A 22411-nucleotide genomic window follows, 5' to 3' on the forward strand; every position below is an offset into this window, starting at 1 on the left:
CACTGGGTTTGTTAATTATAAAATAATTGCGCCCTCTACAGGGCTTATTGTTGGATATAGGTGATGCGGACTTGCCCGTCGTCGTCACATACGGTAACTTCGACCGATTCCGTCAGTATATCCGCGTAACTATAAGAAACTCGCTTAAAAGCATGCTGCTCTTGATCGAGCTTAACGATAAAAACAGAAGGGTAGATTTCTTCCAGGACTCCGGTCCTTTCAATGGTCTTTCGGCGACCACCGTTTGCCCGTAACATAATTTTACGCCCGACGTGGGCTTCCAAGCTACGTTTAATTTCCAACAGCGCATTTTTAGCCATTGTCAACTACCACCTCTTTCCTTGTCCATTATACCCAATTCAAGAGGTAATGTCAAATGAAACAAATTATTATATCAGCCATCAATTCGTGTTGTCAACGGCATTTTAAGTGATTTTTTAAATTTTTCGGTTTTACCATCTTAATAAAGTTCACAAAATGTTCACAAATCAAAAGAAGGAAGCGTTAGTCCCATTTGAAACCGGACGTTTATGTCGCCGAAGGAGTAACATTCAGGGTCGATAAATCCTTGATTCTCGGGATTCCGATACGGTAGCTCCCCCTTGTTTCGATCCCGCCCAAGCCGTCCGTTCCGCTAATCGTATGCTGGATGACATCCACCACGTCGATCGTATCCTTGATCGGGGTAAACGAAGACTTCACCGCGATATAAACCGGATCCAGCGCGTGGATCAAGATGCGTCCCGGAGAACTCGCAAAATTGGCTCCCGCTTGCAGCAGCGCTTCAAAATGGGATTGGCAAGCGCCGGCGATAATATTCAACGCATCAAAATTCCGCTCGTATTGGCGCGCGATTCTGACGGCTTTCACAAAATTTTCCGAGTTTTTGTAACTGTTCAAGCTATATAAATCGCGATTTTTGAGATGCTTGAGCACGCCGTCGTGGCCGGTGATGACGACGATGTCCGGTCGAACGCGCGGCAGCAAATGGTACAGCATATCCCCCATGTTCGCTTCGTTTACGTAATGCCCTTCTGCCGGTACTCGGAGCTGTCCGTACAGTTCCATGCTTTTTTTTAAATAATTGACGTCTCCGTCCAGATGAAGCACTTTTCCCGGCACCTCGAAAAAAGGCTGATGGTTCATCAACTTTCGGTTCAATTCGGCTTGGCTTCTTTCCGTTTGCCCTTTGCGGTACTGTTCCATTAAACGCGTCGATTCCATCGATTTAATGCGAGCCTGTTTCTCTTTGCTGTGGATCGATATCGTATTGGTCACCTTGACGAGATCTTGGAGCGGAGAATCGGCTAGCAAACGAAAATCCGTTCCTTTAATAATCGCTTGATCCGCGCGCATCGCTGCAATGCGGAACATGACATCTCCGCCGTAAGACTTCCGTACGACCAGGTCTCCTAGCTTCATATGCAAAATCACCTCTTCGTCTATCGTATGGGCATGAAGAGGGATTGGTGTCTATTTTTGCGATGAGAACCCGGTCATCTCGCGCCATAAACGTACAATTCGTCGCTTAGGCGGGCGAATTCCTCGAGACTTAGCGTTTCGCCGCGGCGCGCCGGATCGATGCCCGCACGCTGCAGGATCGGCATAAGTTCCTCCCGATTCTCTTTATCGAAAAAACGCGCTTTCAAGTTGTTGGCGATCGTTTTCCTGCGCTGTGCGAACGATGCCTGCACGACCTCGAAGAAGAGCGGTTCGCTCTTCGTTTGGACCGGCGGCTCTTCCCGCACCTTCAGGCGAATGACCGCCGATTCCACATTAGGCTGCGGAATAAATACGGTATGAGGCACCGTACAAACAAGCTCAGGCTCGCAATAATACTGTACGGCGACGCTAAGGCTGCCGTATTCCTTACCGCCCGGCTCCGCCGCCATCCGCTCGGCGACTTCCTTCTGAATCATGACGACGATATGCTCGAGCGGCAGGCGCTCTTCCAGCAGCTTCATAATAATCGGCGTCGTCACGTAGTAAGGCAGGTTGGCGACGACGCTCACTTTACCGATACCGGCGAAGCGTTCCGCGAACAATGCGCGCAAATCGACCTTCAGCACATCGCCGTGCACCACTTCCGTATTCGGATACGGCGCCAGCACTTCCCGCAAGATGGGGATCAGGCGGGAATCGATCTCCACGGCCGTCACCTTGCCCGCCGTTTGCGCCAGTTTCTCCGTCAAGGCGCCGATGCCGGGACCGATCTCCAATGCGCCCTTCGTTTGATCCAGGCAAGCAGCCTGCACAATTTTATCCAAAATGTTGCGGTCGACCAGAAAATTTTGCCCTAAGCTTTTCTTGAACGAGAAGCCATGCCGCTGAATAATGTCTTTCGTTCGATTCGGCGTGGCGATGTCCATATTCGTTTCTCTGTTTCTACTATCGTGATCGGCGCGTCCCGCCGCATTCGGTCGATTCATCCTCGTTACAGCCCTTCATTCTCGATTTGCCGCAGCGCCGCCGCAAACTCCTCGCGGCTAATTTGAAACGCGGCGCAGCGCTTGTAAAATTGCTTGCCGTTGCAATAACCGATGCCCAGCAGTTCCCCCATCGCTTTCCTGCGCTTTGCGGACTGCGGATGGATGATGAGGCCCGCTTCCATTAAGTCTTCCCAATCGATCTGACTTCCAGCCGCCTCAACCTCGCTGCGCACGCTGTCCAGCGCCGCGCGAATCGCCTCAGGCGAAGCGTTCTCGACGCCGATATCCCCTTCCCGGGTCGCATCGGACAGCTTCAAGAAGGCGTGCTTGCAGCCCGGTATGCGGGCGGATATGATTTTGCGGATCCGTTCTCCGGCGTGATCCGGATCGGTAAATACGATCACGCCCCGGCGCTCTTGCGCGAGCGCGATCCGCCGCAAAACGGCTTCATCAATCGCCGATCCGCCCGTCTCGATCGTATCTGCGTCCACCGCCCGCTTAATCGCGGCCGTATCGTCTTTGCCTTCGACGACAATGATTTCTTTTATCATAAACCAGGGTAACATCCTTTCGTGCATTAAAAAAGAAGAGGTGAATCCCTCTTCTTAGCATTACAACATATTTATCGAATAAATGCCAGTGCTCCGCGCGATTAGCTCGCTTCCGGCTTATTGGGCCCGATGACGTATACGGTATGGCCTTTCTTGCGGCCGAAACGCTTCGCTTCTTTCAAGCTATCGATATACACGTCGATCTTATTGCCTTTGATGGCGCCTCCCTTGTCTTCCGCCCGGCGGAAGCCGATGCCTTCGATGTATACCCACCATCCCATCGGAATGACTTTCGTATCGACCGCGATCGTACGCCCTTCGGTTACGCGAGTCCCCGACGCCGTCTTGGTGCCGATGCCGTCTTCTTCCGCGGAATAGGCCGTTAAGCTAACGTTTTTCAAAACCTTCTTGTAGGAGAACGTAACATCGTTTTTGGTTGTTGTCGCCATATCAGGCGATTTCGCCGACAACACGGTTACTTGCGGCGTTTCTTTCTTCGTGCCGACCGCTACGATTTTGTCCTTCGTTTCGTTCTGAACCGTTTTGTCGACCATGACGGAAGAAACCAGCTTTCCATCTTGAAATATATTTTCAATTTTTTGAATCACGACGCCTTCCTGGCCTTTCTGCACCAGCTTTTCTTTACCGGCCGCCAAGGTAGGGTCTTCTTTTGTGACAATTTGGAACGGAACGGTCAACTGCCGTTCTTCCAGTTTTTTCTCCACCCGCACGATTTTAATATCCATGTCGCCGTTGATCGCGGTGTCCGGAGAAGGGAAAACTTTGTCATGCTCGGATATAGTAATTTGATTTGCCTTGATTACGTCCTGAACGGTAGATGCGGTCGTATACACCGTCTTCGTCTGCCCATCGGCGGTCACATGCACGGGTACCGCATGATCGATTCGAATCATGTCGCCGTCCTTTATCTCCGATAAAGGGGACGCCGAGATGTAATCGTGCGCGCCGACCAAGATAGCTTGTTCATCCAGCAGGTGCTGCAAAGTTCTGTGTGTTGTTTCGACCTGTCGGTGTTGTCCATTCACGACTAAAGCGATTTCTTTCTTAGCCGTTACGTTCAAGAGCACCATCAACATGAAAGATAAAGCAAGAGAAACGATAGCGAGTAGTATGACCAATTGCAAGTTTTCATGCATCCATCGCCACGCGAAAGACATGCTGGATGATCGTCTTCCATGGGTCTCCTCTAGTTGGAAATTGCCCACTTCTTCGGTCCTCCTTCATAGTCCCGCCGCCTAAGTGTTTCGCATGATTCATTGAGACGCGACTATAACAGATTTTTCACAGGATCCGCATTGAAAACATCGCTTGCCATGAACTCTAGGTGCTGCGTTTCCTGTGTCCTCACCAGTGTGCCAGGTAAGTCCTCACCTCCCGTTTTCTATGCCTATGACGTCTTGGACGTCTTTATTCGAAAACGAAAAAGAAAGCCAACGTAAGAGGGACCTCTTTCGTGGCTTCCGGTATCGACATGTAAATTAGGCATTGGACGCACGAGGTTACCTCTCTCTGCACGCTTACGAGGTTAGCTGTCGGATTCGGACGTGAGAGTCGCCCTATTCGAGCCTATTCCGCTCATGGCGAAATGGCGCAAAATTCACCCCTAGACCCTTGGAAGAAATCAATGATGCGATCGCAATCGTTCGCGTCATTCGGTTCCCCCGTTCTCCGTTCGGAGACTCAGCGAGACTGGTTTGAAGAAATATGATATCAAACTCTGATTTGAATCATACTCTGTAACCGCGATGATTGTAAAGCCGACTTTTACCACGTATTTCTGAAAAATAGATTAAAAAATTGTAATAAACGGCCCTTTTCTTTAACAAATCCTTTAATTTTGCTTTATAAATCGCTTTTTCATGCCTTTTTCACCGTTTTTCAGTCAAATCGAAAACAATTTAACGCATTTTGGAACGTAATTTTGGATAATTCTTCTAATTCCAACCCCTTTAACGCAGCTGCCGCCTCCGCCACCAGACGTACATAACCGGTCTCATTTCGTATTCCACGAAATGGATGAGGTGTAAGATAAGGGGAGTCTGTTTCGATCAATAATCGGTCGAGCGGAACTTGCGAAAGCACCTCTTTTGGCTGCTTGGCATTTTTGTAAGTAATTGGTCCGCCAAACGAAATATAGAAACCGAGATCGAGACATTGTTTAGCAATTTCCCAGCTTCCGGAAAAACAATGCATGACGCCGCCGACTTCTTCGGCATGTTCTTCCCGCAAAATGCGAACCACATCCGCATGGGCGTCTCGATTATGGATCACGATCGGCATCTGTAAATTGCGAGCGAGGCCGATCTGTTGTCGAAACACGCTCTGCTGAACGTCTTGCGGAGACGTATCCCAGTAATAATCCAGGCCGATTTCGCCGATCGCCACCACTTTGTCGTGGCGGCACAGCTCCGCGATCCAGTCCAAATCTTCCGGCCGCATCGTAACGGCGTCTTGCGGATGCCAGCCTACGGCCGCATAAATAAAATCGTATTTCTCCGCAAGCTCCATCGTCGTCGGAATCGTTTCCCGGTTAAATCCGATATTAATCATCCGGCTAACGCCTTGCTCCAAAGCGCGCGCGATCACTTCTTCGCGATCTTCGTCAAATTGCGCCGCATCCAAATGAGTATGTGTGTCGAATAGCATCTCTTTGTCCTCCTGTACATTTGTCGAATTCGATACTCGTTGTCGTTTCTCTTCCTATATATCATATCATTCGTTCAACTCAAACAGCTTGGCGATGTCGGGACGAAAACGATGCATCGCCGCTTTCAGTTTATGGTCCGGATAATACAGGCGGTATTTTCCTTTATGTATGCCTCCGATCGAACGAATAATATCGGACACTTCGGCAATATCCTTGACGTGGCCGTGCCGGTCAAGCAGCCATATACGGGCCGTCATCGCCTCGTCCGTCGGATAATCGACCTCCAAATCGTAATCGGGATGCAAACCCGCCTGCCGGAACTGGTCGCGAAGCTCCTCCTCCAGCATCCGGTCTAACGCCGGAATCACGCTATATTTGTACAATTTGCGCTCTATGAAGCGGCGGCATAAATCCGACAAAATTTCGTCTTCGTCTTGGATCCATTGCATAAATACGGTTTGAACCAACGCCTCATCCAATTGTACATATTGTTTCATCGATATTTCGCCTTTAAACAAAGCCGGCAGCGGTTCGATCATGAACCGAAACCGGTGTCCGCTGTCGAACAGTTCCTTCGCTCTGCGAAAAATTTGTCTAAGAATGATCTCGGAGCTTCTCGTCACCGGGTGAAAATAGACCTGCCAATACATTTGGTATCTCGACATAAAATAATCCTCCACCGCATGCATGCCGCTTTCTTTCACCACGATTCGTCCCTGATGCGGGCGAAGCAGACGCAAAATGCGATCCATGTCGAACGTTCCGTAGTTTACGCCCGTAAAATGGGCGTCGCGCAGCAAATAATCCATCCGGTCGGCATCGAGCGGGCTGGATACGAGATTCACGACGATCGGCTTCTCGTACGTCTTGCGAATGACGGCGGCGACCCGCTCGGGAAAGTCGGGCGCAATGCGGCTGAGCACGGCGTTGATTTCAGAATCTTCCATTATAATGCGGCATGTCCAATCTTCGTGATGCATGCGGAACGCTTCTTCGATCGAATGGGAAAAGGGCCCATGACCGAGGTCATGCAGCAAGGCGGCGCATAGCGCAAGCATCCTCTCCTCTTGCGGCCAATCGGCGTCGTCCCTGCGTTCGAATTGGGAGATGATGCGGCGCGTAATTTCGTACACCCCGAGCGAATGGGAGAACCTGCTATGCTCGGCTCCATGAAATGTCAAATAAGACGTTCCAAGCTGGCGAATGCGGCGCAAACGTTGAAATTCGCGCGTATTGATCAAATCCCAAATCGTCTGGTCTTGCACGTGAATATATTGATGAACCGGGTCCTTGAATACTTTTTCCTCTGCAAGCGCCTGATGCATAATAACCACCTCTCATTTCTTATTTTTCGTTTTCATGTCTATGTCGAAACGTTCATGTCGAATCTACAAACTAAAAAACAAAGATCTTTGTCGAATTATATCATCGCTAGTTTTCCAATTTACAAGCGGTTTTTCCTGCTTGGAAATTTTAAAATTCTATGAATTATCATATAGAAACCATAAATTAGTACGCTTGCCGCTAATTTTACAGGTTGACTTATTTGGGAAAGCTTGGTACTATTATTATCATAAAAAAAGCTAGAAAGATGTCGAAATATGTCGAAGCATCACATTTTTGAGAGGAGAAAGGATTTACTATGATGAAATCCACAGGAATCGTAAGAAAAGTCGACGAATTAGGTCGGGTCGTTATTCCGATCGAACTTCGCCGCACGCTTGGCATTGGCGAGAAGGACGCCTTGGAAATATACGTAGACGGCGAGCGCATAATGCTCAAGAAATACGAGCCTGCTTGCATCTTTTGCGGCAACGCGGAAAACGTTACATACTTTAAAGGAAAAATTGTTTGTCACGAATGTATTTCTGAAATACCAACACCTGTGACAAACTAAGTAAAATAGTATATAATAGATTTATACACATGTTAATTCTAACCTTTTTATATCTCCTTGGTACCTTTCTCGGCTTTGAACCCGGCCGCGAGGGGTATTTTTTTTCCTAACCTGTGGATAAACCATCCGTGGATCCCATCCCGCCCGACTCTTTACTACCTTACTCCTGACGGAGCAAAGCGTTATACACATCCCGCTTCGAGACATTCCGGTCGGACGCCGCCTGTTTCATCGCTTCTTTCCGGTTGCCTCCGTTTCGCGCCTCGTAATGCCCGACATGCTCTTCGATCGAGAGCGCTTGCCACCATATGGCATCCCGCTCCTCTTCCTCCGACGTCCCCGCCTCCACGACAAGGCAGTACTCGCCTTGCGGAGGATGCTCCTCCAACCACGCCAGACATTGCTCGATCGTTCCCCGCGCCCATTCCTCGAATTTCTTCGTTAATTCGCGCGCGAGCACGATTCGGCGGTTGCCCAAAATGTCCAGCATATGCTTCAACGTTTTGGCCGTACGATGAGGGGATTCGTAGAAAATGAGCGTTCCCTCGGCCGAGCGCAGCGAACGCAGCGCATTCTCGATGCCCTTGTTGTCGCGCGGCAAAAACCCGATAAACGTAAACCGGTCGGTGGCAAGCCCCGAGGCGATTAGCGCCGACAGCGCCGCGTTCGCGCCGGGTACCGGGACGACGGGAATGCGTTCGGCGAGGGCCAGTTGCACCAGGTCGGCGCCGGGGTCGGAAATCGCCGGCAGACCGGCGTCGCTGACGAGCGCAATATTTTTTCCTTCTATTATATAGCGAATGATTTCAGGACCGCTCGCATGCTTGTTATGCTCATGATAGCTGAACAATTTGGCGGAAATTTGGAAGTGAGCGAGCAGCTTCCGCGTTTGGCGCGTATCCTCGGCGGCGATAATGTCGGCTTCCCGCAGCGTGCGTACGGCGCGATAAGTCATATCCTCCAAATTGCCGATCGGCGTCGCGACCAGATATAGCGTCCCGGTCTGCCGGTCTCCCGACTGAGACTGAAAACTTCGTTGAATATCAACCGTCATCGTTCATCTATCCCTCTCTGGCTCCGTAATAGACTTGCATCAGTTCTTCGCAATATTCGTTTCTTTCATTATATACAATGAGCGGAGGCAATAACCGAATATCGGGCTTGCCGTCGCGGAGCGCTTCAATCAGCACCATATTCGCCTCCATATCGATACGGGGATGCACGAACCGGATCCGCTTCGGCTCAAGCCGGTGCCGGCGCATGAGACTAACGATTTCGCCGAGCCTGGACGGGCGATGAACCATCGCCACTTTACCGCCGGTGCGAATTAACCGTTTGCAGGCGAGAATTACATCTTCAAGCGTACATGCGATTTCATGACGCGCCAACGCTTGATACTCATTCACTTTCAAATCTCCCGTCCGAAGCGGCATGTACGGCGGATTGACCGTAATGGCATCATAGCTCTCATATCCGGCCATTTGGTGATATTCGCGCAAATCGCCGCGTATGATACGAATCTGCTCTTCCAACCCGTTCAGCTTGACGCTGCGCCGCGCCATATCGTGCACTCGTTCCTGAATTTCGACGCCGTCGATCGCCGCTTTCGTCCTTGTGGATAACAACAGCGGGATCACGCCGTTGCCTGTGCATAAATCCAGCACTTTGCCATGCTTCGGCACGGAGGAGAAGCGCGCGAGCAGCACCGCGTCGAGCGAGAAGCTGAACACTTCGTCGCTCTGGATAATTTTCAAATCATGGGTTAACAAATCGTCCAAGCGCTCTGTTTCCCGCAATAGATCCGTATTCATTGCCTTCGTCCTTTACCTGGAATAGATTGAAAAAACCGTAGGCGTTAAGCCTACGGCAAGTTATTTATTCAAAAATGACAGACAGAACAAGCAGTCGCCTTCCGTACGCAGATGGCCATAATATACGTTGCAAATATGAAACCCTTCATGGTAAAGGCGCGCCAAATTGTCATAGCCTTCGCCGACGACGGCATTCGTCTTGGATAGTTTGGCCTCCGTTTGTTCGGCGCTCTCGGCTAATCGTTCCGATTCCGGCATCGATTCGCGTTTTAATATTTTCCGTAATTGTTGATTTTCTATGCTTAAACGCTGGTTTTCCTCCAACAGCTGTTTGACGATCAGTTTTAAGGCCCCTAGATCTTGATGGAGAACGCCCATTTGCGATTCAATATCATTGATTTGCGTGAAAATATCTTTTTTCTCCAAGTTCCCACCCCAGAGCGTAAAAAATAAACGCTTATTTTACAACAACATCATCAAAAGGAAGTTCTTTCGCTTTGCCTGTTTCGAATAATTGCACGTGAACCGTATGGTTCTGAAGATTGATGCCGACGACTTTGCCGTCGCCGTATGATGTCACAACCATTTTGCCTACGGAAGGCAATTCTTCCTTGGCGCTTTCGTAATTGTCATGCTCGTATTTCAAGCAGCACATCAACCGGCCGCATAGACCGGATATTTTCGTCGGGTTAAGCGATAAATTCTGATCTTTGGCCATCTTGATCGACACCGGTTCGAAATCGCCGAGCCATGAAGAGCAGCATAGGATGCGCCCGCATGGACCGATGCCCCCCAGCATCTTGGCTTCATCCCGCACGCCGATCTGTCTCAGCTCGATGCGAGTGCGGAAGATACTGGCCAAATCCTTGACCAATTCGCGAAAGTCGACTCGTCCTTCCGCCGTAAAATAAAAAATAATTTTGTTCCGATCGAACGTATATTCCACATCGACCAGTTTCATCTTCAATTGATGGTCCCTAATTTTATCGACACATGTCGCAAACGCATTCCGCGCCGCGAACTTATTCTCCTCCACCACACGAGCGTCTTGATCGTCCGCCATCCGAATCACTTTCTTCAATGGCAGGACGACATCCGATTCGGCTACCGTCTTCGGGCCGATGACCACTTTACCGTATTCGATCCCGCGCGCCGTTTCTACGATAACGTTCCGGTCTTTTTCAATCGGCAGGTCGAGTGGATCGAAGTAATAGATTTTCCCCGCTTTCTTAAAGCGGACACCCACCACATTATACAAATACTAACCCCCTTGCATTTCAACTAGAAATTGTTCGAAAGCAAGCTGCGGATTGGCATTGGCGCGCAACCGTTTCTTCACGTCCGCCGCCTGCTCCATACAACGCACCCATGCATCCGTCGTGCGGGTGAATGCGATTTTTCCGATCGAATCTAACTGATCTATGAAAACGATACTCTCCGTCCGGTCCACTTGATAGTGAATCATATCTTTAAACCACAGCAGGAATAAGCTCATCATCATGTCGAGGTGTTCCGCCAGCGGCGTCTTGAACAATTTCTGCTGGGCCGTAACCATAACGGAATTTCCCTGGACGTGACATTCCTTCCCTAATTGTAACACTACGTTTCGGATTTCTGCAAACCAATTCTGTTGGATAATTTCTCTACATGCGGCAATGCCGGAGGCCATATGAACGGCGGGGCGGGCAAGCGTCTGCGGGAACCCTTCGCCTGCGAGCACTTGCAGCATTTCGCCCGGATTCATCGGGGTAAACGGCACCCATTGCGCGCGCGACTGAATGGTCGGCAGCATCGCATGCCCGTTCTCGGTGATGAGAACGGCCACTACATTCGATTGCGGTTCTTCCAAAAATTTAAGCAAACTGTTGGCCGCTTGTACGGTCATCTTATCGGCTTGCTCCATGATATAGATTTTTGGTCCGCCTCCGCTCCGATAGGCGAATTCGCGCTGCAACGCGCGAATCTGTTCGATCTTGATCGACGCCCCGTCGGGCGCGACGATATGAACGTCGGGATGGTTGCCATGCTCCACCTTCCGGCATTCCAGGCAGCGCCCGCAGCTGTCGTCCGTCATTTCGGTGCATAATAACGCTTGGGCCAGTGCGAGCGCGGTCTCCTTGCGCCCGGTTCCGTTCGGTCCGGCGAACAGGTAAGCATGCGATACTTTGCCGCTGCGCAGGCCGTTCTGGAGCATTTGCTTGGCTCGTTGTTGTCCGATAATCTCTTGAAATGACATGGTTACCCTCTCATCTTATAGTAACAACCTCAAAAGAGATCACCATTTAAGAGGTTGTTCAAAAAGCAACTTTTGATCACGCACTTTAAGGTGAAGTTTACCACACCCGTAGGAAAAATCAAACGAATTTTCGGTTATCGCATGAAGAGCACTAGCGTTGCATCGGGAAATTGGTATCCGGACCGCAGGGCCGTTATTTCGCGTCAAAACTGCTTATTCGCTGTTTAGGCGACATGAAGAGCGAAAGAGCCCGGCTCACCGCAATCGCTGCGATGAGCCGAGCTCTCGATAACCGTTCCAAGCCTTTATACTTCTCGTTCCCGCTCGCATACCAGGGCGAGTGCCGCCGGGGATTTGCCTGTGAGTGCCATGCTTCTGCGATCCGGCTGGGACGTGCCTACGTAAACGGTATAATTTCCTTGATAGAGCATTCTCCGTCCCGCTTCGTTGAACAGGCCGAAAGCCTCAACCGGCAGCCGCAGCGTTACTTCCCGTTCTTCTTGCGGCTGCAAATGCACTTTGCGAAACGCTTTGAGCTGCGGATTGGGAGCGCCTTCGCGCTCCGCCTTCACATATACCTGCAGCACTTCTCCGGCTGCCATGCTGCCGACATTCCGAATCGTTGCACATACTTGAACGCCCGCATCGGTGACCCGGTCATGATCGATCTTCACACGCTCGACGGAGAAGACCGAATACGACAAACCGTAACCGAAAGGATAAAGCGCTTCTTGCTTCATATAACGGTAAGTCCGATTGTACATCGCGTAATCGGTGAAATCCGGCAATTCTTCGATCGAATGATAGAACGTAATCGGCAGCTTGCCTTCCGGCGAGAACTCGCCGAAGATCGCTTCGGCGACGACCCGTCCGCCTTGCGCGCCCGGATACCAGCCCTGGATGATGGCGGAAACATGTTCATGCGCCCAACCGAGCCCAAGCGCGCTTCCCGACAGAACGACCAGAATCACCGGTTTTCCGCTTTCGTACGCCGTCTTGAGCACCTCCTCCTGAATGCCCGGAAATGTCAGGTCGCGCTTGTCGCCGCTGCCGTACTGATTCCCGGTATCGCCCTCCTCTCCTTCAAGGCCGGCGTCCAAACCGAGGCAAACGACGACGACATCGCTCTCCTTGCAAACGCCCTTCACTTCGGCGATCCTGTCGTTGCGCGCGCCCAAGGCGCTGACTCTATCCTGAAACAAGTGGCAGCCTTCGGTATAGAAGACGCGGACGTCATCGCCGACGTAATCCTGGATGCCCTCTTTCACGGTAATATAACGGGAAGCCGTGCCTTCATAGTTGCCCACCAGCGCCCGCCGGTTGTCCGCGTTCGGGCCGATCACCCCGATCGTTCTTATCTTCGTTTTGTCTAGCGGCAGCAGACCGTCATTCTTCAACAGCACGAGGCTTTCCTTGGCCGCTCTGCGGTTAAGGGCCTGCATCTTGGACGAATCGACCTCGCGGTAGCCGATCGAATGGAACGGAACCTTCTCGGGATCGTCGAACAGGCCTAGCTTCATTCGCGTCGTGAACAGTCTGGCGACGGCCTGGTCAATCGCCTGTTCCGTAACAAGGCCTTCCTTCACCGCATCGAGCAGGAACAGGAACAGGCTTCCGCAATTCAGATCGCATCCCTGATTGACGGCCAGAGCAACAGACTCGACGGCGGTGGCGGTAACTTTATGATGCTCGTGGAAATCCCGAATCGCCCAGCAGTCCGACACGACATGCCCGTCGAATCCCCAATCTCCCCGCAGTATCTTCTTCAGCAGCAGTTCGCTGCCGCAGCATGGTTCGCCGTTTGTTCTGTTGTACGCCCCCATGACCGCTTCCACCTTCGCTTCCTGGACGCACGCTTGAAACGCCGGCAAATACGTCTCGTACAAATCCTGGACGGAGACGACGGCATTGAAGCTATGCCGCAGATCCTCCGGCCCCGAATGAACCGCATAATGCTTCGCGCATGCCGCGCTCTTCAAATAGTTCTCGTCATGGCCCTGCAAACCTTGGATAAATCGCACGCCAAGCCTTGAGGTCAGGTAAGGATCTTCTCCGTAAGTCTCATGTCCTCTGCCCCACCGGGGATCTCGGAAAATGTTCACGTTCGGCGCCCAGAACGTCAGTCCCTTGTAAATATCCGTATCGCCGAACTCCTGCTGCATGTTAAATTTGGCTCTGCCTTCCGTAGCGATTGCGTCCGCAATCTCTTCCAGCAAATCCTCGTTGAACGTCGCCCCGAGGCCGATCGCCTGCGGGAAGACCGTAGCCACGCCTGCCCTGGCCACCCCATGCAGCGCTTCGTTCCACCAGTTGTAGGCTTTCACGCCCAAGCGTTCAATGGCCGGAGCCGCATGCACCATTTGACGCACTTTTTCCTCCAGCGTCATTTGTTCTACCAATTGTTTTGCGCGCGTTTTATACTCTTCGATTTTCGTTTTATTTTCCGCTAATGCTGCCATCGTCTTATTCACCGGCCCTCGCTTTTTTTATAAATTTTCGCAATATTTGATATGCACTTCTTAGAAAAGAAAGCACGTCCTTATTTTTTTAGGTTTTTATGCATAAATTTCCGCTTCATGATATTGTGAATGCGCTTTCTATGATATTATTATAATGAAAAAACCATCCGCAATCTTCGTAATTATTGCTTTATGCTCCTCAAATATTGCGATTTAGGGCAGTGTTAAAAATGTAGAAAGGATGGATGGAGAGTGATTGAAATATTGAATGGCGCCAGGGAAACCGTCTCCTACCGCGAGCATTTCGGCATCCGGTTGTATCTGAACCGAGAAGCGGAGAACTATCCCGTGCATTGGCACACGGCCGCGGAAATCATTATGCCGTTGGAAAATCGTTATACCGTTATTGTGAACGATACGACCTACGTACTCGAACCCGGCGATATTCTCATTCTTCCTCCGGGAGAACTGCATGAGATCGTGGCTCCGGAAGACGGGAAACGGATCATTCTGCAATTCGACTTCTCGCTCCTGTACCATCTTAAGGGGTTCGATTCCGCCTTTCATCTGCTGCGGCCCAGTTGCCTGATTGCGGGGAAGCGACATCAAGAGCTAAGCCGGTCGCTGCAACAGCTGCTTCTGGATTTGAAGGACGAATACTTCGGAAACTCTTTGTTAAAGGAACCGGCCGCCTATGCTTTGCTTATTCAATTTTTTGTCCTGATCGGAAGGAATGTCATAAACGGAGAGGCTCGTTCCCACAAAACCAAAGGGCCGAAATATCATAAAAATATCGATAAATTTTTGAAGGTATGCAACTACATGAACGAACATTGCACAGAGGATATTCAAGTCGAGGAGTTGGCCGAGCTTGCCGGGTTCAGCAAGTTTCACTTCACCCGCTTGTTCAAGGAATTTATCGGCATGTCATATTACGATTACCTGAATCAGCATCGAATTATGCATGCGGAGAGGCTGCTGATCGATCCGAACATATCGGTGACGGAAGTCGCAATGCGATCGGGTTTCGGCAGTCTCGCCACCTTCAATCGCGTTTTCAAGGCGTACAAAAAATGCACGCCCACACAATACAAACCATTGTATAACAGCCGGCCGCATCGCAACGCTTCGACTCATGAGCTTGAGCAATAGGCCATTCGCAATTCGGCACGAGGCTCGTTTTTTGTCCGTAAAAAAAGCCCTCACGGTTTGGGCCGCAGGCTTTTCTTCAATGCTTGCCTTTCGTTTCGGTTAAAAACAAAGATTAATGAGCATGCCGCGAATCTCACCCATCCGTTGCAGCAGCTCGATTTTCCCTTGCTCGCTTTCCAGCAATTCGTCGGCCATCGATAACAAGGCGGAGTCGATTTCCTCCAGCAGCTTGTAACGCTTGCCCCGCCCTCTGCGGTCCCATCCGCGCGTATCCTTGATGCCGACGCCGCGCCGGACGGTATCCTCCAGGAAGCGCTTGACCAACTGTCGGTATACGCGCAGCTCGCGCACCGTCATCGATTTGGCCAAACGCTCCCCTTGCATTTGAATTTCCTTCAGCTTCTGATGAAGCTGCTCCTGCGAAGCGTCTTGATCCTGCTGCTGCATCATGTCGGCAAAGCTTTTATGCTGAACCGGCTTCGCGGAGGCGTCCGTCTTCACGATTCCTTGCCCTAACGGTCTCCATCCCGGATTGATTTTCATAGGCGGATCATTACCTCGTTTTCTTCTAAAACTTCTTAATCATGTGAGTTCAAAAAGCCGGCTTTTCAGCACCGGGAAGGTTCTTAATAATGTTCGAATCGGTCTACCGGCAGGACGAATACCGTCGCTCCGCCCACTTGCACTTCTACCGGAAGCGGCAAATACGATTCCGTCGTACCGCTCATCGGCGTCACCGGCGTAACGAGTTGATCGCGCACTTTACAGTTCGTGCGAATCACTTCAAACACATCGTCGATCTGGTCGTCGTCGACGCCGATCATAAACGTCGTATTGCCTGCGCGCAAAAACCCGCCGGTACTGGCTAATTTCGTGGCGCGGAAGTTGCTTTTTACCAATGCGTTCGATAAGCGGTTGCTGTCTTTGTCCTGCACAATTGCGATGACAAGTTTCATGAGCTAACCCTCCTTATAAGATCGTTGCCCGAAAACTGCCGGGCGCCGGGCATCAACGCGATTCCGCGTTAACTGGGCCTCAAGCCGCTTCGGCAACGTCCACATGAACTACTATACTATTTTGACATAAAACCCTTAAAATCCTTTTGTTTCGCGGCAAAGATGTCCATAATTTGTTCAAAAACCCGATCCGGGTCCCGTCCCGCATCAATGATGTGTATGCGCTGGGGGAATTTGGCAGCCACCTGCCTATAGCCTTCTCTAACTTTATGGTGGAAATCGAGCCGTTCGAGATCGAGGCGGTTCACTTCGCGCTGCTTGTTCGCCTGGATGCGGGACAAGCCGATTTGCGGGTCCACATCGAGGTACAGGGTGATATCCGGCAACAAGCCGCCGGTCGCAAATTGATTCACGGACCATATCTCATCCATTCCGAGTCCGCGCGCATAGCCTTGATAAGCCAGGCTGCTGTCGATAAAACGGTCGCAGATGACGATCTCTCCCCGCTCCAAAGCGGGAACCACCTTCTCGATCAGATGCTGTCTGCGGGCAGCCGCGTACAATAACGCTTCCGTCCGCGCATCCATCGCAACGTTAGCCGGATCGAGAATGACGGCGCGAATTTGCTCGGCGATATCGATCCCTCCCGGCTCGCGGGTGATGACGACCGAAAGACCGCGTCCCTCGAATTCCTGGCGCAAACGCTCGATCATGGTCGTCTTTCCCGATCCTTCACCTCCTTCGAGCGAAATAAACATGCCCTGATGTTCTTGTTGCGAATGCCTATATTTATTTGTATGTAAATCGACCGTCATAGGATACTGACCTACTTTCCAAAAGGTTGTACGCCGCCGCGGAATGCGCGGCAGCCCAAGCGCTATAATTTGAACACGCGAATCGTCCGCAGCGTCGGATCCTGCACCCCTTGACACTTTGCCCCCCGCTCCATCACCATTGCCAACGCCGCCTGCGTCTGCTCCGCGATGAGTTCACCCGGATATACGAGCGGGATCCCCGGCGGATACGGAATCGCCATCTCCGCGGCGATCCGTCCCGCCGCGGCGGCCAGCGGCACCGCTTCGATCTCGTCTTCGCGATAAGGCCGCATGCCGAACGGAACGGGATCGGATACGCCGGTACCGGCAGCGGGCGGCTCCTCACGGCGAAGCTCGTCCGGCGCGGGGCCGTTCGTTATACGGCTGCCGGCTTCGCGGCCGATCGTTTCGGCTATATCCCGAAAAGCCGCGAACAGCCTGTCCGTATCTTCCGGCATGGAGCCCAACCCGAACGCGAGCACGACATGGCGCGCGTCGGACATCTCCGGCACGCAGCCGCGGTCTTCCAGCAGCGCTTGCAGTTCATAGCCGCTGTAGGCGCCCGTTCGGTCGCTCACGACCGCCTTGAACGGGTCCAGCGAAGCATATGCGTCCGACTGCGCCGGCCCCAGCAGCGCAAATTGCGGCAGACGCTCCATGCGGCGGCGGAACTCGAGCGCAGCCTCCAGCCCGCGCTCGAACGCCAGCGGTCCGCGGCTGTGCACGAAACGGCGGCTGACGTCAAGCGAAGCCATGAGCGGATACGACGGGCTGGAGCTTTGCAGCATCGTCAGCCGCTGCTTCAGCAGCGCCCGGTCCAGGCGCGGTCCTTGGACGTGCAGCATGGCGCCCATCGTGAGGGCGGACAGCATCTTGTGCGTCGATTGCACGACGCCGTCCGCCCCGCATTGCAGGGCCGAATCCGGCAGCGCCGGATGCAGCCCGTAATGGGCGCCGTGCGCCTCGTCCACGAGCAGCGGCTTGCCGTGCTCGTGCGCCAGCTGCGCCAGCGGGCGCAGGTCGATTCCCATGCCGTAATAGTTGGGGCTGCACAGCAGCACCCCCTTGGCGGCAGGGTATCGTTCCAGCGCGCGCCGTACGGCCTCCGGCGCGGGCGCGGTGGCAAGCCCGCTGCGCGGGTCGAGACGGGGCGCCACGAACACCGCGCGCGCGCCCGCCAGCATGAGCCCGTGCAGCACCGACTTGTGCACGTTGCGCTGCACGATCAGCAGATCGCCCGGCTCCGTGCAGCAGGTTAGAATAAGCGCCAAATTGCCGACCGTGCTGCCCCCCACGAGAAAATGCGTCTCTTCCGCCCCGAAGCAAGCAGCCGCCAGCTCTTGCGCCTCGCGAATAACGCCCTCCGGTTGGTGCAAATCGTCGGTGCCGCTAATTTCGGTGACGTCGATTTTCATGACCTCCCGCAGCAGGCCGATCTCCTCGTCGCACCGTTCGGACGCCGGGCCGGCATCGTACGCCTGTCCGTTTTTATGGCCGGGCACGTGAAAAGTCGCATTTTGCCGCAAATGGTACGATACTAACGCCTCGTACAAAGGCGCGCGTTGCGAATGAAGCATGGTCGAATTCGGTCCTTCCCGCTTGAAAATATCATTCCCTCTATCTGTGCCGCCATTGGCGCGGCCAACGTTGCCTATGTAACGTTATCTATCTATTTTAGCATGAGAAAAACGTCTATTGGAGTATTTCGAGAATGAATAAACAAAAAGGACCCCGCTTCCTAGGAATTTCGGGTCCCCTTATCGAATATATCGCGCCGCCCTTATCAAGCATTTTTCCCAAACCAAATCTGCTTCAACTGACGGATAAAAAAAGGATATTTCGCATCCTTCACATCGGTTCGAACCATTTCCAATTCGCACGCTTCACATATAAATTCGGATAAAATAAAAATGCCCTCCGCTTTTTGGCCGCCGCATATAATACAAGTGCTGTCTTTTTCCTGTTCCATCGACTCACGCCCTTGTTACGTTTTGCTATCAGTATGGCACACTTTCTATTATTTTAAACTTCATTTCAAACCGTTTTCAAATGTTTATATTTTTCTTTCAATTCTCCCCCGGCCGACCGATATATAAAGTAAAGACGATTCTGAACCGACTATTCGCAAGGAGGTATTTCCGACCGCCATGTCCCCAGAACACGATTCGAACGTAACGATTTACCGCTATAAATTAATTCATAAAATAAATTACAGCAAAACGCTTCTTCTTTTTTATATATTGTTACTGCCTATCCTATGCTCGCTGCCGGTCTTCTTGTTTGGGTGGCTCAGCCTATTTTACGTTGCGCTCGCCTTTGCCGTCGTCAGTTGGCTGCATTACGTTATCATTCGCTCCGTGCTGCTGATCGCTTCCGAACCGATCAAGAAACGATGGCGCCACCGCATCCGCTTCCCTTGGATCGGCTACTTGCCCGAGCAGTATATTAGCTATTCCGTTTTTGTTCGGATTCATAAGCATGTGCTCTGGATTGGACTGTGTTGCATCGTCGTCCTGCTGCCATGGTCGCCCCCGGCTTTCACAGCCGGTATGGCGATCTGGCATCTTTGGCTCGCCATTCCGCGGCTCGTTTGCTTCTACCGACTGAGACGGCAGCCGAAGTACGGCATGATCAAGCTGAACGATACCGACTTATCCTACTATAGGCAATAAGCCCGTCTTGGTCATTTACTGATGCCCCTTTTGCCGATATCCCTCTCAATCAGGGAAGCAGAAGGACGAATCATAAGTCTGTTGAACACCCAATTGGACAAAAGCAATATCTCTGCAAAACAAATCTACCGTTAAATGGAATTTTTAGTCAAAATCCGACGGGTTCTAAAGGGTTATTATTCGTTGAGAAATTCAAGCAGTTGTCGATAGTTTGACGGAAAAAACGGCTTTCTGAATGAGGGGGATTTCGACAAAAGGCCGCAGACGCTTATGCTCCATACAACGCTAATGCCAGTTCCCCCTTAACCTGCCGATCTTCCTTAATCCAAACAGTTCAATTTCTTGGCATGGCAGCAGTACAAGCTGTATGGAGTACAACATGTCGAGGGATCAACAAGCGGATTGGACAGCCATGTTGTATTCTGTACAACAAAAATGCCAATAAAATCGCAAAATAGCCCGCTCCGCCCCCAAAATGTTGTAAAAATTGCAACAATGACAGCATGATCGTACGGAGAGAATGCAAAATGTTGTATTTATTACAACATGGATCCCCGCCCCGTTTTCGCAGGCAGGCTATCATTTCCCCCATCTAGTGAACGAATGCTTGCGAGAGAACCTCCCAACGAGCAAAAGACGACCGCTCAAGCAGTCGTCCTCGCTAAGATCGCCGCGGTACGGCGCGCCCTGTTCCTAGGTTCCGCCAGGCCAAGCCGCGAGCCTCTTTATTTCCCGTGGCAATACGACGCAATGCGCCGCGCCACTTGATCGGCCGTAAAGCCGTACTCGGCCATGATCCGCTCTCCCGGCGCGGACGCGCCGAACCGGTCGATGCCGATCTTCAATCCGTCCCGGCCGACATATCGTTCCCAGCCGAGCGTATGCCCCATCTCGATCGATACCCGCTTCTCAATATACGGCGGAAACACTTCGTCCCGGTACGAACGGTCTTGCCGTTCGAACAGCTCCCAGCTCGGCATGCTGACCACGCGCACAGCCGTCCCTTCGGCCTCAAGCCGCTCCTGCGCTTCCAGCGCCAGCGAAACCTCGGAACCGGTCGCGACGAGAAGCAGTTCCGGCCGATCCGCAATACGCGTGTCGGACAATACGTAAGCGCCGCGCGACACATGCGTCTCCGCCAGTGCGGACGTTTGGGCCAGCGTCGGCAGCCCTTGCCGGGTCAGCACGATGGAGACGGGCCCTTCCCGATGTTCCATCGCGTACCGGTAGGCGGCCACCGTTTCGTTCGCATCGGCCGGCCGGAATACGGTCATGTTGGGAATGCTCCGCAGCGCGACCAACTGCTCGATCGGCTGGTGCGTCGGCCCGTCTTCCCCGACGGCGATGCTGTCGTGCGTCAGCACATACAGCACCGGCTGTCCCATTAAGGCAGACAATCGCATCGCCGGCTTCAAGTAATCGGAGAACACGAAGAACGTCCCGCCGTAAACGCGCAATCCTCCATGCAAGGACATGCCGTTCAGAATGGCGCCCATAGCGAATTCCCGTACGCCAAACCACAGATTTCTGCCTGCATAGTTTCCCGCCTGGAAGGCAGCCTCGCCTTTCAGCGCCGTTTTGTTGGAAGAAGCCAAATCCGCGGATCCGCCCAAGAAATAAGGCACCGCCCCGGCGATCGCATTCAATACTTGCCCGGATACGTCGCGTGTCGCTTTCTTGCCGTCGCTTTCGCCGTAGGCAGGCAAAGCCCGCTCCCAGTTGTCCGGCAATTCGCCCCGGATCGCCAGCTTGAGCCGCTCCGCGTCCGCGGGATAGGCAGCCGCGTACCGTTGCCGCAATTGCTCCCACTCGCGTTCGGAAGCTTCTCCCGCAGCTTTGCGCTCCGCGAAATGCCGGCGCACCTCTTCCGGCACCTCAAAGCCGGCGTAAGGCCAGTCGTACTCCCGCCTTACCATTTCCAGCTCCGCCGCGCCAAGCGGCGCTCCGTGCGCGTCGGATTTGCCGCCCTTGTTCGGACTGCCGTACCCGATCACCGTCTTCACCTCGATCAGCGTCGGCCGGGACTGTTCCCGAACGGCCGTGCGCAGCGCTTGGTCCAACGCTTCCAAATCGTTGCCGTCCTCTACCCGCAGCACTTGCCAGCCGTAAGCCTCAAACCGCCCTCCGACCTGCTCGGTGAAAGCCATACTCGTCTCGCCGTCGAGACAAATATCGTTCGAGTCGTACAGGACGATCAGCCGCCCCAAGCCTAAATGGCCGGCAAGCGACGCGGCTTCCGCCGATACGCCTTCCATCAGGTCGCCGTCCCCGCACAGGCAATAAGTATAATGGTCGATAATGTCCAGATCTTCCTTATTAAATACAGCCGCCATATGCCGTTCGGCCATGGCCATGCCAACCGCCATTGCGAACCCTTGGCCGAGCGGTCCCGTCGTCGCTTCGACGCCGGGGGTATGCCCGAATTCCGGATGGCCCGGCGTGCGGCTGCCCCATTGGCGGAACTGCTGCAGCTCCTCTAGCGGCAGGTCGTACCCGCTTAGATGCAGCAAGCTGTACAGCAGCATCGAGCCGTGTCCCGCCGACAGAATAAACCGGTCGCGGTTGAACCATTGCGGATTGGCCGGGTTATGTTTCATGATGCGGTTCCACAATACATACGCCATCGGCGCGGCCCCCATCGGCAGTCCGGGATGGCCGGAGTTCGCCCGTTCGATCCCTTCTACGGCCAGCATGCGTATCGCATTGACGGATAGCCGTTCGATGGAAGGGCGGACCTTATTCGCATGAGTCATACCTATCTCCTC

22 protein-coding genes and 1 riboswitch are annotated in these 22411 nt (G+C 52.6%); of the genes, 3 read left to right on the forward strand and 19 right to left on the reverse strand.

Features of this window, described 5'->3' with window-relative positions; translation table 11 throughout:
* Positions 1 to 44: 44 nt before the first annotated feature.
* From veg to KQI79_RS19195, 7 genes are all read right to left on the reverse strand, one after another.
* On the reverse strand, positions 45 to 320 hold the full coding sequence (gene veg / locus KQI79_RS19165) for a biofilm formation stimulator Veg (protein ID WP_216539907.1): 276 nt from the start codon (positions 318 to 320) through the stop codon (positions 45 to 47).
* A gap of 208 nt (positions 321 to 528) precedes the next feature.
* Positions 529 to 1422, reverse strand: coding sequence for a sporulation peptidase YabG (gene yabG, locus KQI79_RS19170; RefSeq protein WP_216539908.1), 894 nt, complete (start codon positions 1420 to 1422; stop codon positions 529 to 531).
* 74 nt (positions 1423 to 1496) lie between these two features.
* Positions 1497 to 2369: a 16S rRNA (adenine(1518)-N(6)/adenine(1519)-N(6))-dimethyltransferase RsmA gene (gene rsmA / locus KQI79_RS19175; protein WP_216539956.1), complete on the reverse strand. Its 873-nt coding sequence runs from the start codon at positions 2367 to 2369 to the stop codon at positions 1497 to 1499.
* A gap of 65 nt (positions 2370 to 2434) precedes the next feature.
* Positions 2435 to 2980 (reverse strand): ribonuclease M5, encoded by a 546-nt coding sequence (rnmV, locus tag KQI79_RS19180; RefSeq protein ID WP_216539909.1) that lies wholly within the window; start codon positions 2978 to 2980, stop codon positions 2435 to 2437.
* A 101-nt stretch (positions 2981 to 3081) separates the two neighbouring features.
* The gene (locus KQI79_RS19185) at positions 3082 to 4206 is read right to left on the reverse strand and encodes a resuscitation-promoting factor (protein ID WP_216539910.1); all 1125 of its coding nucleotides are present in this window, start codon (positions 4204 to 4206) and stop codon (positions 3082 to 3084) included.
* A gap of 293 nt (positions 4207 to 4499) precedes the next feature.
* Positions 4500 to 4697, reverse strand: a riboswitch (cyclic di-AMP (ydaO/yuaA leader).
* 182 nt (positions 4698 to 4879) lie between these two features.
* The gene (locus KQI79_RS19190) at positions 4880 to 5647 is read right to left on the reverse strand and encodes a TatD family hydrolase (protein WP_216539911.1); all 768 of its coding nucleotides are present in this window, start codon (positions 5645 to 5647) and stop codon (positions 4880 to 4882) included.
* A 66-nt stretch (positions 5648 to 5713) separates the two neighbouring features.
* The gene (locus KQI79_RS19195) at positions 5714 to 6973 is read right to left on the reverse strand and encodes an HD domain-containing protein (RefSeq protein WP_216539912.1); all 1260 of its coding nucleotides are present in this window, start codon (positions 6971 to 6973) and stop codon (positions 5714 to 5716) included.
* Positions 6974 to 7290: 317 nt separating this feature from the next.
* Here KQI79_RS19195 and KQI79_RS19200 point away from each other — a divergent pair, with 317 nt between their 5' ends.
* On the forward strand, positions 7291 to 7545 hold the full coding sequence (locus tag KQI79_RS19200) for an AbrB/MazE/SpoVT family DNA-binding domain-containing protein (RefSeq protein ID WP_006207408.1): 255 nt from the start codon (positions 7291 to 7293) through the stop codon (positions 7543 to 7545).
* A 160-nt stretch (positions 7546 to 7705) separates the two neighbouring features.
* Here the strand turns inward: KQI79_RS19200 and rsmI are convergent, their stop codons facing one another.
* From rsmI to KQI79_RS19230, 6 genes are all read right to left on the reverse strand, one after another.
* Positions 7706 to 8599 (reverse strand): 16S rRNA (cytidine(1402)-2'-O)-methyltransferase, encoded by an 894-nt coding sequence (gene rsmI, locus KQI79_RS19205; protein WP_216539913.1) that lies wholly within the window; start codon positions 8597 to 8599, stop codon positions 7706 to 7708.
* A gap of 7 nt (positions 8600 to 8606) precedes the next feature.
* Positions 8607 to 9356: a tRNA1(Val) (adenine(37)-N6)-methyltransferase gene (locus tag KQI79_RS19210; protein WP_216539914.1), complete on the reverse strand. Its 750-nt coding sequence runs from the start codon at positions 9354 to 9356 to the stop codon at positions 8607 to 8609.
* A 60-nt stretch (positions 9357 to 9416) separates the two neighbouring features.
* Positions 9417 to 9782 (reverse strand): DNA replication initiation control protein YabA, encoded by a 366-nt coding sequence (gene yabA, locus KQI79_RS19215; protein WP_216539915.1) that lies wholly within the window; start codon positions 9780 to 9782, stop codon positions 9417 to 9419.
* 31 nt (positions 9783 to 9813) lie between these two features.
* Entirely contained in the window at positions 9814 to 10614 is an 801-nt protein-coding gene (locus KQI79_RS19220; protein ID WP_216539916.1) for a PSP1 domain-containing protein, read from the reverse strand.
* 3 nt (positions 10615 to 10617) lie between these two features.
* On the reverse strand, positions 10618 to 11592 hold the full coding sequence (gene holB, locus KQI79_RS19225) for a DNA polymerase III subunit delta' (RefSeq protein WP_216539917.1): 975 nt from the start codon (positions 11590 to 11592) through the stop codon (positions 10618 to 10620).
* Between the two features lie 305 nt (positions 11593 to 11897).
* Positions 11898 to 14051: a glycoside hydrolase family 3 C-terminal domain-containing protein gene (locus KQI79_RS19230; RefSeq protein ID WP_216539918.1), complete on the reverse strand. Its 2154-nt coding sequence runs from the start codon at positions 14049 to 14051 to the stop codon at positions 11898 to 11900.
* A gap of 252 nt (positions 14052 to 14303) precedes the next feature.
* Between KQI79_RS19230 and KQI79_RS19235 the strand changes: the two genes are divergently transcribed.
* Entirely contained in the window at positions 14304 to 15203 is a 900-nt protein-coding gene (locus tag KQI79_RS19235; protein WP_216539919.1) for an AraC family transcriptional regulator, read from the forward strand.
* Between the two features lie 99 nt (positions 15204 to 15302).
* On the opposite strand, the gene KQI79_RS19240 is transcribed toward KQI79_RS19235, so the two are convergent.
* The 5 genes from KQI79_RS19240 to KQI79_RS19260 form a co-directional block, all read right to left on the reverse strand.
* The gene (locus tag KQI79_RS19240; RefSeq protein WP_216539920.1) at positions 15303 to 15746 is read right to left on the reverse strand and encodes a YaaR family protein; all 444 of its coding nucleotides are present in this window, start codon (positions 15744 to 15746) and stop codon (positions 15303 to 15305) included.
* Between the two features lie 83 nt (positions 15747 to 15829).
* On the reverse strand, positions 15830 to 16159 hold the full coding sequence (locus KQI79_RS19245) for a cyclic-di-AMP receptor (RefSeq protein ID WP_216539921.1): 330 nt from the start codon (positions 16157 to 16159) through the stop codon (positions 15830 to 15832).
* Between the two features lie 116 nt (positions 16160 to 16275).
* Complete coding sequence (gene tmk, locus KQI79_RS19250) at positions 16276 to 16974, reverse strand: dTMP kinase (RefSeq protein WP_216539922.1); 699 nt, start codon at positions 16972 to 16974, stop codon at positions 16276 to 16278.
* Between the two features lie 62 nt (positions 16975 to 17036).
* On the reverse strand, positions 17037 to 18551 hold the full coding sequence (locus KQI79_RS19255; protein WP_216539923.1) for an aminotransferase class I/II-fold pyridoxal phosphate-dependent enzyme: 1515 nt from the start codon (positions 18549 to 18551) through the stop codon (positions 17037 to 17039).
* Between the two features lie 206 nt (positions 18552 to 18757).
* Entirely contained in the window at positions 18758 to 18943 is a 186-nt protein-coding gene (locus tag KQI79_RS19260; protein WP_216539924.1) for a sigma factor G inhibitor Gin, read from the reverse strand.
* A gap of 178 nt (positions 18944 to 19121) precedes the next feature.
* Here KQI79_RS19260 and KQI79_RS19265 point away from each other — a divergent pair, with 178 nt between their 5' ends.
* A complete protein-coding gene (locus KQI79_RS19265; RefSeq protein ID WP_216539925.1) occupies positions 19122 to 19646 on the forward strand; it encodes a hypothetical protein in 525 nt (174 codons plus the stop codon).
* A gap of 725 nt (positions 19647 to 20371) precedes the next feature.
* Here KQI79_RS19265 and tkt read toward each other — a convergent pair.
* Positions 20372 to 22399, reverse strand: coding sequence for a transketolase (gene tkt / locus KQI79_RS19270; RefSeq protein ID WP_216539926.1), 2028 nt, complete (start codon positions 22397 to 22399; stop codon positions 20372 to 20374).
* Positions 22400 to 22411: the final 12 nt, after the last annotated feature.

This window comes from Paenibacillus sp. MSJ-34 (genome assembly GCF_018918005.1).
GTDB lineage: Bacteria > Bacillota > Bacilli > Paenibacillales > Paenibacillaceae > MSJ-34.

Coding starts and splice junctions, on each gene's coding strand:
- rnmV (WP_216539909.1), bottom strand. CDS start 2,980: ATGATAAAAGAAATCATTGTCGTCGAAGGCAAAGACGATACGGCCGCG.
- KQI79_RS19260 (WP_216539924.1), bottom strand. CDS start 18,943: ATGGAACAGGAAAAAGACAGCACTTGTATTATATGCGGCGGCCAAAAA.
- KQI79_RS19210 (WP_216539914.1), bottom strand. CDS start 9,356: ATGAATACGGATCTATTGCGGGAAACAGAGCGCTTGGACGATTTGTTA.
- holB (WP_216539917.1), bottom strand. CDS start 11,592: ATGTCATTTCAAGAGATTATCGGACAACAACGAGCCAAGCAAATGCTC.
- tkt (WP_216539926.1), bottom strand. CDS start 22,399: ATGACTCATGCGAATAAGGTCCGCCCTTCCATCGAACGGCTATCCGTC.
- KQI79_RS19200 (WP_006207408.1), top strand. CDS start 7,291: ATGATGAAATCCACAGGAATCGTAAGAAAAGTCGACGAATTAGGTCGG.
- KQI79_RS19195 (WP_216539912.1), bottom strand. CDS start 6,973: ATGCATCAGGCGCTTGCAGAGGAAAAAGTATTCAAGGACCCGGTTCAT.
- KQI79_RS19240 (WP_216539920.1), bottom strand. CDS start 15,746: ATGAAAATCAATCCGGGATGGAGACCGTTAGGGCAAGGAATCGTGAAG.
- rsmI (WP_216539913.1), bottom strand. CDS start 8,599: ATGACGGTTGATATTCAACGAAGTTTTCAGTCTCAGTCGGGAGACCGG.
- KQI79_RS19190 (WP_216539911.1), bottom strand. CDS start 5,647: ATGCTATTCGACACACATACTCATTTGGATGCGGCGCAATTTGACGAA.
- KQI79_RS19245 (WP_216539921.1), bottom strand. CDS start 16,159: ATGAAACTTGTCATCGCAATTGTGCAGGACAAAGACAGCAACCGCTTA.
- veg (WP_216539907.1), bottom strand. CDS start 320: ATGGCTAAAAATGCGCTGTTGGAAATTAAACGTAGCTTGGAAGCCCAC.
- tmk (WP_216539922.1), bottom strand. CDS start 16,974: ATGACGGTCGATTTACATACAAATAAATATAGGCATTCGCAACAAGAA.
- KQI79_RS19230 (WP_216539918.1), bottom strand. CDS start 14,051: ATGGCAGCATTAGCGGAAAATAAAACGAAAATCGAAGAGTATAAAACG.
- yabG (WP_216539908.1), bottom strand. CDS start 1,422: ATGAAGCTAGGAGACCTGGTCGTACGGAAGTCTTACGGCGGAGATGTC.
- KQI79_RS19265 (WP_216539925.1), top strand. CDS start 19,122: ATGTCCCCAGAACACGATTCGAACGTAACGATTTACCGCTATAAATTA.
- rsmA (WP_216539956.1), bottom strand. CDS start 2,369: ATGGACATCGCCACGCCGAATCGAACGAAAGACATTATTCAGCGGCAT.
- KQI79_RS19255 (WP_216539923.1), bottom strand. CDS start 18,551: ATGCTTCATTCGCAACGCGCGCCTTTGTACGAGGCGTTAGTATCGTAC.